The 17,098-nt window shown below is 65.4% G+C and carries 13 protein-coding genes; 7 read left to right on the forward strand and 6 right to left on the reverse strand.

Features of this window, described 5'->3' with window-relative positions; translation table 11 throughout:
* Nucleotides 1-14: 14 nt before the first annotated feature.
* The 5 genes from AC1RB9_RS23360 to AC1RB9_RS23380 form a co-directional block, all read right to left on the reverse strand.
* Nucleotides 15-653: a DUF1175 domain-containing protein gene (locus AC1RB9_RS23360; protein ID WP_003112865.1), complete on the reverse strand. Its 639-nt coding sequence runs from the start codon at nucleotides 651-653 to the stop codon at nucleotides 15-17.
* Nucleotides 650-2,419 (reverse strand): DUF2138 domain-containing protein, encoded by a 1,770-nt coding sequence (locus AC1RB9_RS23365; RefSeq protein WP_003455667.1) that lies wholly within the window; start codon nucleotides 2,417-2,419, stop codon nucleotides 650-652. Before AC1RB9_RS23365 ends, AC1RB9_RS23360 begins: the two co-directional genes overlap by 4 nt.
* A 38-nt stretch (nucleotides 2,420-2,457) precedes the next feature.
* Nucleotides 2,458-3,267, reverse strand: a complete 810-nt coding sequence (locus tag AC1RB9_RS23370) for a YfaP family protein (protein WP_003094417.1) — start codon at nucleotides 3,265-3,267, stop codon at nucleotides 2,458-2,460.
* Nucleotides 3,268-3,429: 162 nt separating this feature from the next.
* Nucleotides 3,430-3,990: a response regulator transcription factor gene (locus AC1RB9_RS23375; protein ID WP_003106283.1), complete on the reverse strand. Its 561-nt coding sequence runs from the start codon at nucleotides 3,988-3,990 to the stop codon at nucleotides 3,430-3,432.
* A gap of 25 nt (nucleotides 3,991-4,015) precedes the next feature.
* Entirely contained in the window at nucleotides 4,016-5,284 is a 1,269-nt protein-coding gene (locus AC1RB9_RS23380) for an ATP-binding protein (protein WP_003094421.1), read from the reverse strand.
* A 276-nt stretch (nucleotides 5,285-5,560) separates the two neighbouring features.
* On the opposite strand from AC1RB9_RS23380, the gene AC1RB9_RS23385 reads away from it, so the two are divergent.
* From AC1RB9_RS23385 to AC1RB9_RS23395, 3 genes are all read left to right on the forward strand, one after another.
* Nucleotides 5,561-6,271 carry an SIMPL domain-containing protein gene (locus AC1RB9_RS23385; RefSeq protein WP_003094423.1) on the forward strand — a complete coding sequence of 237 codons (711 nt, stop codon included), beginning with the start codon at nucleotides 5,561-5,563 and terminating at the stop codon, nucleotides 6,269-6,271.
* 252 nt (nucleotides 6,272-6,523) lie between these two features.
* On the forward strand, nucleotides 6,524-8,137 hold the full coding sequence (locus AC1RB9_RS23390; protein WP_034029982.1) for an ABC transporter substrate-binding protein: 1,614 nt from the start codon (nucleotides 6,524-6,526) through the stop codon (nucleotides 8,135-8,137).
* A gap of 93 nt (nucleotides 8,138-8,230) precedes the next feature.
* Nucleotides 8,231-9,829 (forward strand): ABC transporter substrate-binding protein, encoded by a 1,599-nt coding sequence (locus tag AC1RB9_RS23395; protein WP_003455671.1) that lies wholly within the window; start codon nucleotides 8,231-8,233, stop codon nucleotides 9,827-9,829.
* A gap of 67 nt (nucleotides 9,830-9,896) precedes the next feature.
* On the opposite strand, the gene mdpA is transcribed toward AC1RB9_RS23395, so the two are convergent.
* Nucleotides 9,897-11,114 (reverse strand): metallopeptidase MdpA, encoded by a 1,218-nt coding sequence (gene mdpA, locus AC1RB9_RS23400; protein WP_003120936.1) that lies wholly within the window; start codon nucleotides 11,112-11,114, stop codon nucleotides 9,897-9,899.
* A 167-nt stretch (nucleotides 11,115-11,281) separates the two neighbouring features.
* Between mdpA and psdR the strand changes: the two genes are divergently transcribed.
* From psdR to AC1RB9_RS23420, 4 genes are all read left to right on the forward strand, one after another.
* Complete coding sequence (gene psdR, locus AC1RB9_RS23405; RefSeq protein ID WP_003094433.1) at nucleotides 11,282-11,845, forward strand: transcriptional regulator PsdR; 564 nt, start codon at nucleotides 11,282-11,284, stop codon at nucleotides 11,843-11,845.
* 265 nt (nucleotides 11,846-12,110) lie between these two features.
* Nucleotides 12,111-13,712, forward strand: coding sequence for an ABC transporter substrate-binding protein (locus AC1RB9_RS23410; RefSeq protein ID WP_003158413.1), 1,602 nt, complete (start codon nucleotides 12,111-12,113; stop codon nucleotides 13,710-13,712).
* A gap of 224 nt (nucleotides 13,713-13,936) precedes the next feature.
* Nucleotides 13,937-15,391, forward strand: coding sequence for an OprD family outer membrane porin (locus tag AC1RB9_RS23415; protein ID WP_003120938.1), 1,455 nt, complete (start codon nucleotides 13,937-13,939; stop codon nucleotides 15,389-15,391).
* A gap of 49 nt (nucleotides 15,392-15,440) precedes the next feature.
* On the forward strand, nucleotides 15,441-17,036 hold the full coding sequence (locus tag AC1RB9_RS23420; RefSeq protein ID WP_003094445.1) for an ABC transporter substrate-binding protein: 1,596 nt from the start codon (nucleotides 15,441-15,443) through the stop codon (nucleotides 17,034-17,036).
* The last annotated feature ends 62 nt before the right edge of the window (nucleotides 17,037-17,098 follow it).

Raw genomic sequence — 17,098 nt, forward strand, 5'->3', positions numbered from 1 at the left:
CACTGGGACGCGATTCATTGAGAGAGGAAAGCCAGCCGATAGATGCCGATAAAGTTGGGATTGGATTCGTCGGGGATCCATCGGGTGTCCTTCCATGTCATGAGTTGTTGCAGGCTGACCGAGCGCATGCCGTTATCGGTCGGGGTGCTGCTGCCGGTGTGATAGGCGATGGAGCGGCCCATCCAGATCATCAGGTGCTGGTCGTCGCCCTGGTCGTAGAACATCAGGTCGCCGGGGCGCGCCTGGTTGAGGTCGCGACCGACCAGCCGGCTGTTGAACTGCACCAGCTTGATCGCATTCACGTAGGGCCCGACCTGGCCGCCACCCTGCTGCCAGTTCTGCGCCAGGCGCCGTTGCTCGGGACTGAGCGCCAGCTCCGGGGGCAGGTAGCGGTTGGACAGGCCGTTGGCGCGCAGCCACTTGCCATCGTGGACTTTCAGCGCCTCGTTGGCGGCGAAGCGCACCAGGCCGGCGCAGTCCTGCTGGTGCCAGCGCGGACTCGGCCCTTGGCGCAACTGTTCCTGGGCGATGCGCACGAACCAGGCGCGGAATACCTGCGATTGCTGCGGGTCGAGCGTTACCGCGGGCTCGCCGCGGGCAACGCCGCTGGCCAGCAGGAGCAGCGCCAGGCCGAAGGCAGTCAGGCGTCTCACAGCGACCGCCATTCCAGCGGCAGCCATTGCCACGGTGCGTTGGCCTGGCTTCCGGCAGGCAGCCCGAGGGCGTAGCTGCCCTTGCCGGCGAGGGTTTTCAGGCGCGGCATCAGGTAGGTGTCGGCGGCATTGCGGAATACCGGCTCCATGTCCTGCGGCAGGCTGTCGAGGGTTTCCCGTTGCAGCAGTTCGGAGAGCGGCTGCGGCGCCAGGTAGGCCGGTACCAGCGCATCCTTCGGCAACACCTCGGCGAGCGGCGGATAGCGTTTGTCGAGGGTGTCCAGGGCCTTGCCGAGCAACTGGTCGTCGAGGGAGAACAGCAGGGTCTGGCCATGGCGCGCCATGCCGATGCGGAAGAACGCGCGGCCGCTGATGCTCTCCGGGTTGTCCGCCTGGCTGGCCGGATAGGCGCCGAAGTTCGAGCTGACCTGGCGGGTCCAGCGGCGGGTCTGGCCATCCACCCGGTCTTCCACCGGGAAGCTGCCACCCTCGACCTTGGCTTCCTTCGCGCCGATCACGCGACCGAACAGCTTGCCCAGCTCGTCGTCGAGTTCGGCACTGGCCGGCGCGCTCAACTGGCCCACCAGCAGCGGCGAATGCAGCCGCGAACTGGCGTACCAGCAGAGACCGGCAGCGCCGCTGAGATGCTCGGAGAAGGCCTGGGCCATCTTCTGCTCGGCCCCCAGACGCTCCAGCATCACCCCGTACAGGCCAGGGGTGACCGGCAGCGCCACGCAGGCGCTGGCGCCCATCGGCATGGCCTGCCAGACCGGGGCGAAGTCCAGCGGCGGCTGGCGTTCCACCTCGTTCAGCGCCAGGTAGCTGCTCCAGCCCTGCTCGCCCTTCTCGAAGCGCACCCCGGCGAAGCTCGGGATGAAGCGCTGGTAGCCCATGGCCAGGACGCTGGCATTGAGGGTGATGCGCTGGCGCAGCTCGCCGCGGCCCGGCAGGCCGAAGCGCTCGGGGAACAGTTCGTCGCCGTCGAGCAGTACCTCCAGGTCTTCGCTGGCCGGAGCGTTCAGCGGGCTGTCGTCGCTTTCGCCACCATCGTCGAAGAGCATCCGTGGGTTCGACAGCAACAACAGCCGGTCGCCCTTGGACAGGAACAGCATCGCCTTGTCGTTGCCGTAGCGCAGGCGATAGACCGAGGTTCCCGCCAGCTCGCCGACCTTGCGCAACTGCTGGTCGTCGGCGGCGATATGGGCCAGCGGCTCGAGCACCCGCGCCAGGCCGCCGCGCTTGAGCACCACCACGAAGTCGCGCAGGCGGCCGTCGGCGCCGCGCCAGAGGGCGACCTGGGCCGGTTGGTCGAGCAGTTCCTCGACCAGGCTGTCCTTCAGGGTCAGGTCGTGCTCGTAGATGATCCGCCGCAACGTACCGGTCAGGCCGAGGCGGTCGCCATTGTTCTCGTAATAGAAGACGAAGTCCTCGGTCAGGGTATCGCGCAGCAACGGCACCTCGAGGATTTCCTTCGGCAGGCGGCTCAGCGACACGCTCTCGATCAGCGCGTCGGGCTTGCGCAGGTCACGGTAGGCACGTGGCGCGTCGGCGGCCGCGGGTGCCTGGGCGCCGATCGGCTGGCCGAGGTCCTCTTCGGCCGGGCGCCCTCCGCCGAGCCGCTCCAGCCAGCCCATCTGCCAGGCCAGCACACCGCCGGCGGCCAGCGCGGCGACGATCCCCAGCACCGGCCACAGGGCGCTTCGGGTGCGCGCAGCGGCGGGCGCAGGGGTTCCGTTGGCAGGGCTGGGGGTGTTGTTCTCGCTCATGGTTCGCTAATCCCGTGTCATCCGTACGAGGGGATGCTTCAGTAGGTAAAGGTCTTGACCAGCACCAGGTCGCCGATGGTGCGCAGGGGCACGACGAAGGTCTCGTGCTTCTCGTCGACGCTGTTTTCGTTGAACACCAGGTTGACCTGCGCGGTGATCACGTCCTGTACGTTGCTGCCGGCCTGGAAGTTGTAGCCCTGGTTGTTGAGGTTGCCCCAGTAGTTCACGTAGATCAGGTAGGTGCCGTGCAGCGGCGCGCCCATGGTGAACATCTCCGGGCCGGGCCCGTCGACGCCGTCCGGATCGAGGCCGCCGCTGTTGCTCAGGCGCGGATGCGCCCAGTAGGCGTGCTGGCCATCGGGGGTGACGATATGCAGGTCGAGCTCGGCCTTCGGATCGTCCCAACCCAGCACCACGCGCACGCGCGGCGGCAGTTGGGAGCGATTGGCCTCGTAGAACTGTACGCGCTTGAGGATCTTGCCGTCGGCGCTGCCGACCTGGACGCCGTTGGAGCCGTGGCCGAACGCATAGGGGCGGACGAAGCGCCCGGCGCCGTCGGTATAGAGAGGGAGAGGATTGCCGTTGACCACCAGGCGCTGGGCGCGCTCGGTGCCGACCAGTTCGCGCAGGTGTCCTTCGATCAGGCTGCGGCCGCGCTGGCCGCCGCGATCGATGGGCGGAGTCGGATAGGCGACACGCGGGGCATCGGGCTGCTCGAGCAGGCCGGAATAGCGCCAGCCTGCCGTCGGACCATCCAGGTCCACCGAAGGCTCGGCTAGTGCAGGCAGCCCGAAGGCCAGTCCGAACAGCACCGACAGGCAGCCGGCACTCGAACCGAAGATACGCATGATCAATCCCTGGTCGTGCGATTCATGAAAGTTGCATCTTAACGATTGCGCTGTCCGCTGGATATCCCCGGCGACCGGCGGAATGTGCGAAATCCACCGCGATTCGACGGAAAGCGGAAAGTATAGGGGGCGCCATGCGGCGCCCCCGTTGTCATTTACGCTTCAGCGCCGTACCGGCCGCTTCTGCAGCTTGCGCTGCAAGGTCCGTCGATGCATGCCCAGGGCGCGGGCGGTGGCGGAGATGTTGCCCTCGTGCTCGGCGAGCACGCGCTGGATGTGCTCCCATTGCAGGCGATCCACCGACATCGGGTTTTCCGGCACCAGGGTGTCCAGGTCGGCGTGCTCGGAGAGCAGCGCGGCCAACACGTCATCGGCATCCGCCGGCTTGCACAGGTAGTTGCAGGCGCCGCGCTTGATCGCCTCCACCGCGGTGGCGATGCTGGAATAGCCGGTGAGGATCACCACCCGCATGTCCGCGTGCAGCTCCAGCAGCTTCGGCAGCAGCACCAGGCCGGAGTCGCCTTCCATCTTCAGGTCGAGCACGGCATAGTCCGGCGTGTCCTGCTGGGCCAGCGCCAGGCCTTCCTCGGCGGAGCCGGCGGTGCTGACCCGCAGGCCGCGACGGCTCATGGCCCGGGCCAGGACCCGGGTAAAGGTGGGATCGTCGTCCACCAGCAGGAGATGGGGTTGTTCTTCCCCTTCGAAGAGCAGCTCTTCAGACATAGGCAGGGCCTCTCAGACGGATCACTCAAGCCATTCCGTAGCTGCGCGGCAAGCGCAGTTCGGTCAGAGTGCCGCCATCTTCGTGGTTATACAACTTCACCGTTCCACCAGCGCGGGTCACGCTGGCCTGACTGAGAAACAGGCCGAGGCCGAAGCCCTTGCCCTTGGTGGTGAAGAACGGTTTGCCGATCTGTTCGGCGATCGCCAGGGGCACCCCGACGCCGTGGTCGCGGATACTCAGGCAGATACTGCTGCTGTCCCAGTCCAGGCGGATGTCGAGGTCGTCGGGACAGGCGTCCGCCGCATTGTTCAGCAGGTTCAGCAGAGCCTGGCTGAGGTCGGTCGGCGGGGTCAGGCGCGGCGCGGAGCCGAGGCCCAGGCACTGGTAGCGGTAGGAAGCCTCCGGACGCATCAGGTGCCAGCGGCGCAGCACCGATTCCAGCCATTCCGCGGCGCTTTGCTCCTCGATCGCCTGACGGCGGTCGGCCTCGGCCGCCCGTACCAGTTGCTGGAGGGTGTGCTTGCACTGCTTGACCTGTTCCTGGAGCAATGCCAGGTCTTCCTGCAGGGTCGGGTCCTGCGGGCGCTCCTGGCGCAGCTCGTTGAGCAGCACGCTCATGGTCGCCAGCGGCGTACCCAGTTCGTGCGCGGCACCGGCCGCCTGGGTGGCCACCGCGAGCAACTGCTGGTCGCGCATGCTTTCCTCGCGCCGCTCGGCCTGCATGTGCGCCTGCCAGCGCAGGGCCTCGGACATCTTCACCACGAAGAAGGTGATGAAGGCCGCCGACAGGGCGAAGTTCAGCCACATGCCGAACAGGTGCAGGTTGATCAGCATCGCCTCGTGCTGAACCGCCTGCAGGTGCAGCGGGTGGTACCAGATCAGCAGCAGGGTGTAGCCGGTCAGGGCCAGGCCGGAGAGCACCATGGAGTAGATCCAGGGCAGGGTCGCAGCGGCGATGGTCAGCGGTACCAGGTAATAGGAGACGAAGGGGTTGGTCGAGCCGCCCGAGTAATACAGCAAGGTGCTGTGGATGATCAGGTCGCAGGCCAGTTGTACCGCGTACTCCTGGTCGGTCACCGGCCACGGCGCGCGCAGGCGCAGCGCGGTGAACAGAATCAGGCAGGCGGACAGGCCAAGGGTCAGGCCGAGCGCCAGCCACGGCAGCGGCAACAGGTCGGAGAGCCAGGCGAAACCCACCGAGCCGGCCTGCGCGGCCAGCACGAGAATACGGATGAGGAGCAGACGGCCAAGGTTCTGGCGACTGGCGGAGAGCAGGAAAACCGGTGCGCGCATGTTTTCTTCCGGAATAAGCGCGAGTATAGCCAAGACGCTGTCGGCAACTCTGCGGCAAAGTGACTCAGAAACCTCGCAGGTCGCCATCCTGCCCTGTTTCGCCGAGCGCTGTCAGGGCTCAGATCAGTAAATTTCACGTTTTTTCCGAAATCGCCTAACCCGTTCCGGGAAAAGCCTTCGTCTCATGGTCCAAGACTGGCGTATAGGCGTGTTTGCCGCGCCTGCCGGAACGATGCTCTACAGTGTGAATTCAGCCTTAGTACAAGGAGTTGCCCAATGTCTGCGATTTCCCGCCTGGCCGCCGCCGTCACCCTCTGCGCCGCCAGCCTCTCGGCCGTCGCCGAGGAAGCGCCGCGCTACAACCAGGTCTCGCTGCACGCCGAAGTCAGCCAGCAGGTGGCCCACGACCTGATGCAGGTCACCCTCTACAGCGAAAACCAGGGCAGCGATCCGGCCAAGCTCGCCGCCGAGACCACCAGCGTCCTCAACGCCGCCGTCGCCGACGCGCGCAAGGTCAAGGGCGTGACCATCAGCCTGGGCAGTCGCAACAGCTATCCGGTCTACGACGACAAGGGCCAGAAGATCACCGGCTGGCGCGAGCGCGCCGAGCTGCGCCTGGAAAGCTCCGACTTCGCCGCCCTCGGCCAGCTTTCCGCCGACCTGCTGGGCAAGCTGAAGATGGGCGGCATGGACTTCAGCATCGCCGATGCGACCCGCAAGAAGAACGAGGACCAATTGATGAAAGGCGCCGTGGACGCGTTCAAGGAGCGCGCCCAGTTGCTCACCGAGGCGCTCGGCGGCAAGGGCTACAAGCTGGTCAGCCTGAGCGTGAACAGCGCCGGCGCACCGCGCCCGTACCCGGTGATGCGGATGGCGGCGATGAAGGCCGACGCCAGCTTCGGTGGCGCCCAGGCACCGGAGATCGAGGCCGGGACCAGCCAGGTCACGGTCAACGCCGACGGTGTGATCGAGGTGCAGATGCCCTGATCCGGTCGGCGCGCACCACAAGAGGCAGCCTCCGGGCTGCCTCTTGCGTTTCCACTGTCTCTCGCGCAGCAAACGCGGCCTGCGTCGCGTTTGCGCAAATTCGAAAATGCGACATTCCCTTTCAAACGGATAACAACATCTACACTGAGCCGACCTCGACGCTTGCGGCCGGCACATGCCCTGCATAGCTTCGCGCAAGACAGCTCACGAGGCTGTCCCTCGCAGACAATCAAAATAACCAGAGGTCACTCCATGCGTAGAAACGCCGTCATCCGCTCCGCGATCATTCCCTCGCTGCTCGGCGCAGCGCTGGTCGCCGCCGTTCCCCAGGCCTTCGCCAGCAACCTGATCTTCTGCTCGGAAGGCAGCCCGGCCGGCTTCGATCCCGCCCAGTACACCACCGGTACCGATTTCGACGCCGCGGCGGAAACCGTCTTCAACCGCCTGACCCAGTTCGAGCGCGGCGGCACCAAGGTCCTTCCCGGCCTCGCGGAAAGCTGGGACGTCAGCGACGACGGCAAGACCTATACCTTCCACCTGCGCAAGGGCGTGAAGTTCCACAGCACCGACTACTTCAAGCCGACCCGCGAATTCAATGCCGACGACGTGCTGTTCACCTTCGAACGCATGTTCGACAAGGATCATCCGTTCCGCAAGGCCTACCCCACCGAGTTTCCCTACTTCACCGACATGGGCCTGGACAAGAACATCGCCAGGGTCGAGAAGCTCGACGAGCATACGGTGAAGTTCACCCTCAACGAGGTCGACGCGGCCTTCATCCAGAACCTGGCGATGCCCTTCCCATCGATCCAGTCCGCCGAATACGCCGCGCAACTGCTCAAGCAGGGCAAGGCCAGCGACATCAACCAGAAGCCGATCGGCACCGGCCCGTTCGTGTTCAGCCGCTACCAGAAGGATGCGCAGATCCGCTTCAAGGGCAACAAGGACTACTGGAAGCCGGACGAGGTGAAGGTCGACAACCTGATCTTCGCCATCAACACCGACGCCTCGGTGCGCGCGCAGAAGCTCAAGGCCGGCGAGTGCCAGATCACCCTCAACCCGCGCCCCGCCGACCTCGACGCGCTGAAGAAGGACCCGAACCTGAACCTGCCGTCGCAGGCCGGCTTCAACCTCGGCTACATCGCCTACAACGTCACCCACAAGCCGTTCGACAAGCTGGAAGTACGCCAGGCGCTGGACATGGCGGTGAACAAGAAGGCCATCATCGACGCCGTCTACCAGGGCGCCGGCCAGTTGGCGAGCAACGGCATGCCACCGACCCAGTGGTCCTACGACGAGACCATCAAGGACGCGCCCTACGATCCGGCCAAGGCCAGGGAGCTGCTGAAGAAGGCCGGGGTCGCCGAAGGCACCGAGATCACCCTGTGGGCCATGCCGGTACAACGCCCCTACAACCCCAACGCCAAGCTGATGGCGGAAATGCTGCAGAACGATTGGGCGAAGATCGGTATCAAGGCGAAGATCGTCACCTACGAATGGGGCGAATACATCAAGCGCGCCAAGGGCGGCGAGCATGACGCCATGCTGATCGGCTGGAGCGGCGACAACGGCGACCCGGACAACTGGCTCGGCACCCTCTACGGCTGCGACGCGGTGGACGGCAACAACTTCTCCAAATGGTGCGACGCCGGCTACGACAAGCTGGTCAAGGATGCCAAGCGCACCACCGACCAGGGCAAGCGCACCGAGCTGTACAAGCAGGCCCAGCACATCCTCAAGGAACAGGTGCCGATCACCCCGATCGCCCACTCCACCGTGTACCAGCCGATGCGCAAGACGGTACACGACTTCAGGATCAGCCCGTTCGGCCTGAACTCGTTCTACGAGGTCAGCGTCGGCAAGTAGCTTCGCCTGCCAGCCGCGCCGCCCCGCCACGAGCGAGGCGGCGCCTCTCCCCAGGGCGGCCGACCCGGCCGTCCCGCTCCAGAGGAGTCATCCATGCGACCACGCTCTGCCCTGCGCTACAGCCTGCTGCTACTCGCCTTCGCCGCCAGCGCCGCCATCCAGGCCCAGCCGAAGACCCTGGCGGTGTGCACCGAAGCGGCGCCGGAAGGGTTCGATCCGGCCCGCTATACCTCCGGCTACACCTTCGACGCCTCAGCCCATCCGCTGTACAACGCGCTGGCCGCGTTCGCTCCGGGCAGCGCCACGGTGATCCCGGCCCTGGCGGAAAGCTGGGACGTCTCCGCTGACGGCCTCGTCTACACCTTCCGCCTGCGCCAGGGCGTGAAATTCCACAGCACCGACTACTTCAAGCCAAGCCGCGAATTCAACGCCGACGACGTGCTGTTCAGCTTCCAGCGCATGCTCGATCCGCAGCACCCCGCCCACGACCTTTCGCCCAGCGGCTACCCCTACGCCGACGCCATGCAACTGCGCGACATCATCGAGCGCATCGAGAAGATCGACGAGCACCAGGTGCGCTTCGTCCTCAAGCACCCGGAGGCGCCGTTCCTCGCCGACCTGGCCATGCCGTTCGGCTCGATCCTCTCCGCCGAATATGCCGGCCAACTGATCGCCAGGGGCAAGGGCGACGAACTCAACAGCAAGCCGATCGGCACCGGCCCGTTCGTCTTCACCCGCTACCGCAAGGATGCCCAGGTGCGCTACGCGGCCAACCCCGACTACTGGAAGGGTAAGCCGGCCATCGACCACCTGGTGCTGGCGATCACCCTCGATCCCAACGTGCGCGTGCAGCGCCTGCGCCGCAACGAATGCCAGATCGCCCTGACGCCCAAGCCGGAAGACGTCGCCGCGTTGCGCCAGGACCCGCAACTGACGGTGCTGGAAGAAGCGGCGATGATCACCTCCCACGCCGCGATCAACACCCGGCACGAACCGTTCGACGACCCGCGCGTGCGCCGGGCGATCGCCATGGGCTTCAACAAGTCGTCCTACCTGAAGATCGTCTTCGGCGACCAGGCCCGCCCGGCCATCGGCCCCTACCCGCCGATGCTGCTCGGCTACGACGACAGCATCCGCGACTGGCCCTACGACCCCGAACGGGCCAAGGCCCTGCTGAAGGAAGCCGGCGTCACCCCGGACACACCCCTGAACCTCTACATCAGCACCGGCAGCGGCCCCGGCGGCAACCCGGCGCGAGTGGCGCAACTGATCCAGTCCGACCTGGCCGCCATCGGCATCCGGGTGAACATCCGCCAGTTCGAGTGGGGCGAGATGGTCAAGCGCACCAAGGCCGGCGAACACGACATGATGCTCTACAGCTGGATCGGCGATAACGGCGACCCGGACAACTTCCTCACCCACAACCTCGGCTGCGCCTCGGTGGAGTCCGGGGAAAATCGCGCGCGCTGGTGCGACAAGGGCTTCGACGAAGCCATCCGCAAGGCGCGCATGAGCAACGACGAGAGCCAACGGGTAGCGCTGTACAAGGAAGCGCAGCGGATCTTCCACGAGCAGATGCCCTGGTTGCCGCTGGCGCATCCTTTGATGTTCGACGCGCAACGCAAGAACGTCAGCGGCTACCGCATGAGCCCGATGTCGGCGCGGGACTTTTCGCGGGTGAAGCTGGACTGATCGCTGCGCCGCACGCGGGAAGCCCTGGTCCTTGCCTTCCCGCGTGCGGCGTTATCGTTCGGCCGGATCAGCCGCCGAGGCCGAAGGGATCGTCGATGGACGGGCTCGGTTGGGTGAACCAGCGCGGTCCTTCCTTCGTCATGTAGAAGTGATCCTCCAGGCGAATGCCGAACTCGCCGGGCACGCAGATCATCGGTTCGTTGCTGAAGCACATGCCGACATCCAGCGGCGTGCGATCGCCACGCACCAGGTACGGGCCTTCGTGGACGTCCATGCCGATGCCATGCCCGGTGCGGTGCGGCAGGCCAGGCAGGCGGTAGTCCGGTCCCAGGCCGTTGGCCTCCAGCGAACGCCGCGCGGCGGCGTCCACCGCCTCGCAGGGCCGGCCCAGACGCGCGGCCTCGAAGGCCGCCAGTTGGGCGTCGCGCTCCATCCCCCAGAATTCGCGCTGGCGTGCGCTGGGCGTGCCGAACACATAGCTGCGGGTGATATCCGACTGGTAGCCGTGGACCTGGCAGCCGGTATCGATCAGCACCATGTCGCCATCCTTCAGCACCTGCGCATGCTTCACCCCATGGGGGAAGGCACTGGCGGCACCGAACAGGACGATGCAGAAGGTCGAACCGGGCGCGCCCACCTTGCGGTGCGCCTGGTGGATGAACTCGGCGACTTCGGTGGTGCTGATGCCTTCGCGGAGAATGCTCGCCGCGGCCTTCTGCACTTCCAGGGTCATGTCCTTGGCCCGCTGCATCAGCGCCAGCTCCTCGGCCGACTTGCGCATCCGTCCCTGGTCGATCAGCGGCGCGGCGCTGACGAAGTTCCTGCCCGGCGCCTGTTGGCGCAAGCGCTCGAACATGCCGAACGGCAGGCTCGGACACAGTGCGACCGTGCTGCGCTCGCCCACGCCGAGCGCCTCCAGGCGATCGAGCAGCAGGCGATAGGGATCCTGGTGTTCCTCCCAGGTGTGGATGGCGCCATCGACCACCTGGAAGTCGCGCACCGTACCTTCCTCGAAGGCCGGCGCAAGGTATTCGAGGGCGCCCTCGGCGGGCAGTAGAGCACCCACCAGGCGTTCACTGGGGTGCCATTGCACGCCGCTGAAGTAACGCAGGTTGCTGCCTGCATGCAGGTACGCCGCGGCGATGCCATGCTCGCCCATCCACGCCTGGGCCGCGGCGATTCGCGCACGGTAAGACGCCAGGCCGATCGGCTGCGCGCCGTCCATCATGTTCCGCAGACGCTCCAGCGCCTGCGCAGGGGTACTCCCGCCAACACCCACGGTCATTTGTTGTTCTCCTCGTCTGGACCGGGCTGAAATTTAAGTCGAGCTTAAATTCAGGTCAAAACAAATTTTCAGTCACACTTAAAAATAGGGGTTCGGGTAGTTCATCTGTCAGACTTTATTGACGCCCCGCGCTGGGTATACTGCGCCTTTCAACAAGAGTCTCCCCAATGACCGTAGACCGCATCGGCGAACGCCTGCGTCGCTATCGCCGCGCCGCCAAGAAGACCCTGCACCAAGTCGCCAGCGAATCCGGTCTCACCGCGAGCTTCCTCTCCCAGGCGGAGCGCAACCTCACCGGTGTATCGATCTCTTCCCTGGCCAACATCGCCAAGTCGCTGAATATCCCGCTCAATGCCCTGTTCGACCAACCGGCACAACCCCAGCCCGACTCCCACGAAGGCGAGCGGGTACGCTACACCATCGAGGGCCAGCCGCTGGCCTACGAACGCCTGTCCAGCTCCTTCCCCGGCAACCTGATCAATGCGGTCAAGATGAACATGCCGGTGGGCTACCAGTCGGAGCTGATCTCCCATGAGGGCGCCGAGTTCTCCTACGTCCTGTCCGGGCAGATCGTCTACACCATCGAGGGGCGCCAGTACCCCCTCGGCGCCGGCGACTCGGTGCACTTCGACGCGACCAAGACCCATTGCCTGGCCAACGTCGGCAGCGATGTGGCGGAAGTCCTGACCATCACCACCATGGGCCTGTTCGACGACCATCCGACGCCCTGAGCCAGTCCGTAGCGCACCTTCCCATCCTGTCAGGCAAACGTTTTCGCAAGAGAAATGTTAGTCGTGCTTAATTTTCGTTGACCACAATTTCAGCATGACTTAATTTCGGCATCAGCGAATCGTCGACCAACAACAAACGGACGATCGCTGTCGCCGCACAGGGTCCATGGCTGTCACCCGCCATCCATGGAAAGGCGAGAGTTGCCATGGCCCATAAGGCCGATCCTCAGACGATGCCCTTAGAAAAAGAAAAAATGAGGTTTGCATGCGTAAGATCCTTCCCCTTCGGGCCTGGCTGGCAGCCGGTCTGATCCTCGGCTCCCCGTTCTCCCACGCCGCCAGCAACCTGGTGTTCTGCTCGGAGGGCAGCCCGGCCGGCTTCGATCCCGCCCAGTACACCACCGGCACCGACTACGACGCGACCTCGGTCACCCTGTTCAACCGCCTCGTCCAGTTCGAGCGCGGCGGCACCCGGGCGATCCCGGCCCTGGCGGAAAGCTGGGACATCGGCGACGACGGCAAGACCTACACCTTCCACCTGCGCAAGGGTGTGAAGTTCCACAGCACCGACTACTTCAAGCCGACCCGCGAATTCAACGCCGACGATGTGCTGTTCACCTTCCAGCGCATGCTCGACAAGAATCATCCGTTCCGCAAGGCCTACCCCACCGAGTTTCCCTACTTCACCGACATGGGCCTGGACAAGAACATCGCCAGGGTCGAGAAGCTCGACGAGCACAGGGTGAAGTTCACCCTCAACGAGGTCGACGCCGCCTTCATCCAGAACCTGGCGATGGACGTCGCCTCGATCCAGTCCGCCGAGTACGCCGGGCAGTTGCTCGAGGCCGGCAAGCCACAGCAGATCAACCAGAAGCCGATCGGCACCGGGCCTTTCATCCTGAGCCGCTACCAGAAGGATGCGCAGATCCGCTTCAAGGGCAACAAGGACTACTGGAAACCCGAAGACGTGAAGATCGACAACCTGATCTTCTCGATCAACACCGACGCCGCGGTGCGCGCGCAGAAGCTCAAGGCCGGCGAGTGCCAGATCACCCTCAACCCACGCCCCGCCGATCTCAAGGCCCTGCAGGAAGCGGCGAACCTGAAGGTGCCCTCGCAGCCAGGCTTCAACCTCGGCTACATCGCCTACAACGTCACCCACAAGCCGTTCGACCAGCTCGAAGTACGCCAGGCGCTGGACATGGCGGTGAACAAGCAGGCCATCATCGACGCCGTCTACCAGGGTGCCGGGCAACTGGCGGTGAACGGCATGCCGCCGACCCAGTGGTCCTATGACGAAACCATCAAGGACGCCCCGTTCGATCCGGCCAAGGCCCGGGAACTGCTGAAGAAGGCCGGCGTCACCGAGGGCACCGAGATCACCCTGTGGGCGATGCCGGTGCAGCGTCCCTACAACCCCAACGCCAAGCTGATGGCGGAGATGATCCAGGCCGACTGGGCGAAGATCGGCATCAAGGCCAGGATCGTCAGCTACGAATGGGGCGAGTACATCAAGCGCGCCCATGCCGGCGAGCATGACGCCATGCTGTTCGGCTGGACCGGCGACAACGGCGATCCGGACAACTGGCTGGCGACCCTCTACGGCTGCGACTCGATCAACGGCAACAACGTATCGAAATGGTGCGACGCGGCCTACGACAAGCTGGTCAAGGCTGCCAAGCGGGTCTCCGACCAGGACAAGCGCAGCGAGCTGTACAAGCAGGCCCAGCACATCCTCAAGGAGCAGGTGCCGATCACCCCGATCGCCCACTCCACCGTGTACCAGCCGATGAACAAGTCGGTGCATGACTTCAAGATCAGCCCCTTCTCGCGGAACGCCTTCTATGGCGTAGCCAACCAGCCCTGATGCCGACGCCACCCCGGTCGTGAAACGACCGGGGTGCAGAAGAACGGCACGACCCGTACTTCATTTCTTTGCTTTTCCTGCCCGTGTTCCAGAACGGCGCTGCGCGCGTTCCGCCAGGAGCGCTCGCCTCGCCGTATTCGACCGCCGCGCCCAGGCGCGGGCGAAACCGGCGCAAACCTGGTGGGTAAAACAGGTGCCATGACAACAATAAAGGGAGCAATCAGGTGATGAGATACCAACGAGTGACCGGCGCGACGCTGGGATTGGCCTTGATGGCATCGGCCGCGCCAGGCTGGGCAGCGGACGAGCAGGCAACCCCGCCGACCCCGGACAATCCCAGCTACGCCGCCCAGGTGCAGAGCATCCCCAGCGTGGAGAAACCGATCAAGGGCCAGGCCGGCGCCAGCGGGCTGTTCGAGGGGCAGAGCCTGACCCTGACCACCCGCAACTTCTACTCGCGGGAAAACATGAAGGACAGCTTCACCTTCCGCATTCCCAAGGCCGGCGGCGGCTCCCAGCGCATCCACCAGCGCAACGCCTGGGTCCAGGGCACGGTGCTCAAGTACAGCTCGGGCTACACCCAGGGCAGCATCGGCTTCGGCTTCGACGTCGCAGCCTTCAACGAGATCGCCCTGGAGCGCGGCAAGGGCCGCATCGGCGGCGGCGGCAACCGGACCCTGGCGAACAGCGATGGCGAGGCGATCGGCGAGTGGTCCAAGCTGGGCGTCGCCAACATCCGCCTGCGCGCCTCGAATACCGAATTCAAGGCCGGTCGCTTCCTGGTCAACACTCCAGTGTTCAGCTATATCGACAACCGTGCCCTGCCCTCCAGCTTCACCGGCTTCGCCGTGACCAGCGAGGAGCTGGACAACCTCAGCCTGCAGGCCGGCAGCTTCCGCAAGGTCAGCCCGCGGACCGGTTCCGGCGACGAGGACATGACCACCGAGTACGGCACCCGCCAGGTCAAGGGCGACCGCCTGAACTACCTGGGCGGCAACTACAAGCCGCTCGACGGGCTGGAAATCTCCCTCTATGGCTCGCATTTCCAGGACGTCTGGAACCAGTACTACCTGGGCGTGACCCACGACATCGGCGACCTCGAGAACGGCATCGCCCTGCGCACCGCCTTCAACGGCTACCACACCGGCGACACCGGCGCGCGCGAGGCCGGCTACATCGACAACGACACCTGGAGCCTGGCCTTCACCCTCGGCCATCGCGCCCACGCCCTGACCCTGGCCTACCAGCAGGTCGACGGCAACGAATACTTCGACTACGTGCACGAGACCTCGGCGATCTTCCTGGCCAACTCGATGCTGGCCGACTACAACAGCCCCAACGAGAAGTCCGCGCAGATCCGCTACGAGACCGACTGGAGCTACTACGGGGTCCCCGGCCTGAGCACCGGCGTGTGGTACGTGAAGGGCTGGGACATCGACGGCACCCACTACGACGGCGATCGCAACGGTGCCTACGGCAACTACGCCGAGGTGCGCGCCCAGGACGGCGAGAAGCACCACGAGCTGGGCCTGATGGCGGCCTACAAGGTGCAGAACGGGCCGATCAAGGACAGCACCTTCAAGCTCACCTACATGATGCACAAGGCCAGCCAGAACCAGGTCGACGGCAGCGTCAACGAACTGCGCCTGGTCAGCACCTTCCCCTTCAACCTGCTGTAAACCTGCGACAACCGGCGGCCCCGGCGACGGGGCCCACGAGGAGGACCCCATGCTCCATCCGTTGCTCCGACACCTGCCCCTGGCCCTGGCGCTATGCGCCGCCGGCGCGGCCCAGGCGAAGAACCTGGTGGTCTGCACCGAGGCCAGCCCGGAAGGCTTCGACATCGTCCAGTACACCGGCGCGGTGACCGCCGACGCCTCCGCGGAAACCGTGTTCAACCGCCTGCTCGCCTTCCGCCCCGGCACCACCGAGGTGATCCCGGGGCTGGCCGAGCGCTGGGACGTCAGCGCCGACGGACTGAGCTATACCTTCCACCTGCGCCCCGGCGTGAAATTCCATACCACCGACTACTTCAAGCCGACCCGGAGCCTGAATGCCGATGATGTGCTGTGGACCTTCCAGCGCGCCCTCGATCCGAAGCATCCCTGGCATGCCTCGGCGCTGCGCGGCTACGCCTACTTCGACGCGATGGGCATGGGCGAGCTGATCAAGTCGGTGGAAAAGGTCGACGAGCTCACCGTGCGCTTCGTCCTCAACCGTCCCGAAGCGCCGTTCCTGCGCGATATGGCGATGCCCTTCGCGTCCATCTATTCCGCCGAGTACGGCGACCAGTTGCTCGCCGCCGGCAAGCAGGGCCAGCTGAACAACCAGCCGATCGGCACCGGGCCGTTCGTCTTCAAGCGCTACGCCAAGGACGCCCAGGTCCGCTATACGGCGAACCCGGACTACTACGCCGGCAAGCCGCCGATCGACAACCTGGTGTTCGCCATTACCCTCGATCCCAACGTGCGCATGCAGAAGGTCCGTGCCGGCGAGTGCCAGGTCTCGCTGTACCCGAAACCGGAGGACGTGCCGCGCCTGAAGCAGGACCCGAACCTGGCGGTGGACGAGATCGATGCCCTGCTGACCACCTACATTGCCATCAACACCCAGCACAAGCCGCTCGACGACCCGCGCGTGCGCCAGGCGATCAACCTCGCGCTGGACAAGAAGGCCATGCTCGACGCGGTGTTCGGCCCCGGCGCGGCCAGTCCGGCGGTCGGTCCCTATCCCCCGACCCTGCTCGGCTACAACCATTCGATCCAGGACTGGCCGCACGATCCCGAACGCGCCAGGGCGCTGCTCAAGGAAGCCGGCGCGGAAAATCTCAGGATCACCCTGTTCATTCGCAACGGCACCTCGCCTACCATCCCCAACCCCGCCCTGGCGGCACAGATGCTGCAGGCAGACCTGGCCAAGGCCGGCATCCAGCTGACCATCCGTTCCCTGGAATGGGGCGAGCTGCTCAAGCGTTCGAAGGCCGGCGAGCACGACCTGTCGCTGCTTGGCTGGGCCGGCGACAACGGCGACCCGGACAACTTCCTCAGCCCGAACCTGAGCTGCGCCGCCGCCGAGTCGGGTGAAAACCAGGCGCGCTGGTGCGACAAGGACTTCGAGGCGCTGATGCGCAAGGCCCGCGAGGTGAGCGATCCGGCCGAGCGGGCGAAACTGTACGAGCAGGCCCAGGTGGTATTCCACGAACAGGCCCCATGGATACCGCTGGCCTACCCGAAGCTGTTCAACGTCCGGCGGAACACGGTGCAGGGCTACGTGATCAATCCGTTGAGCAACAACAACTTCGCCACCACCTCGGTGAAGCCGTAGAAGAACAAGGACCACAGCCCCGCCGCCAGCGGGGCGCACGGTCCGCGATGAGGAGTTACCCG

The organism is Pseudomonas sp. 20-5 (assembly GCF_056782835.1).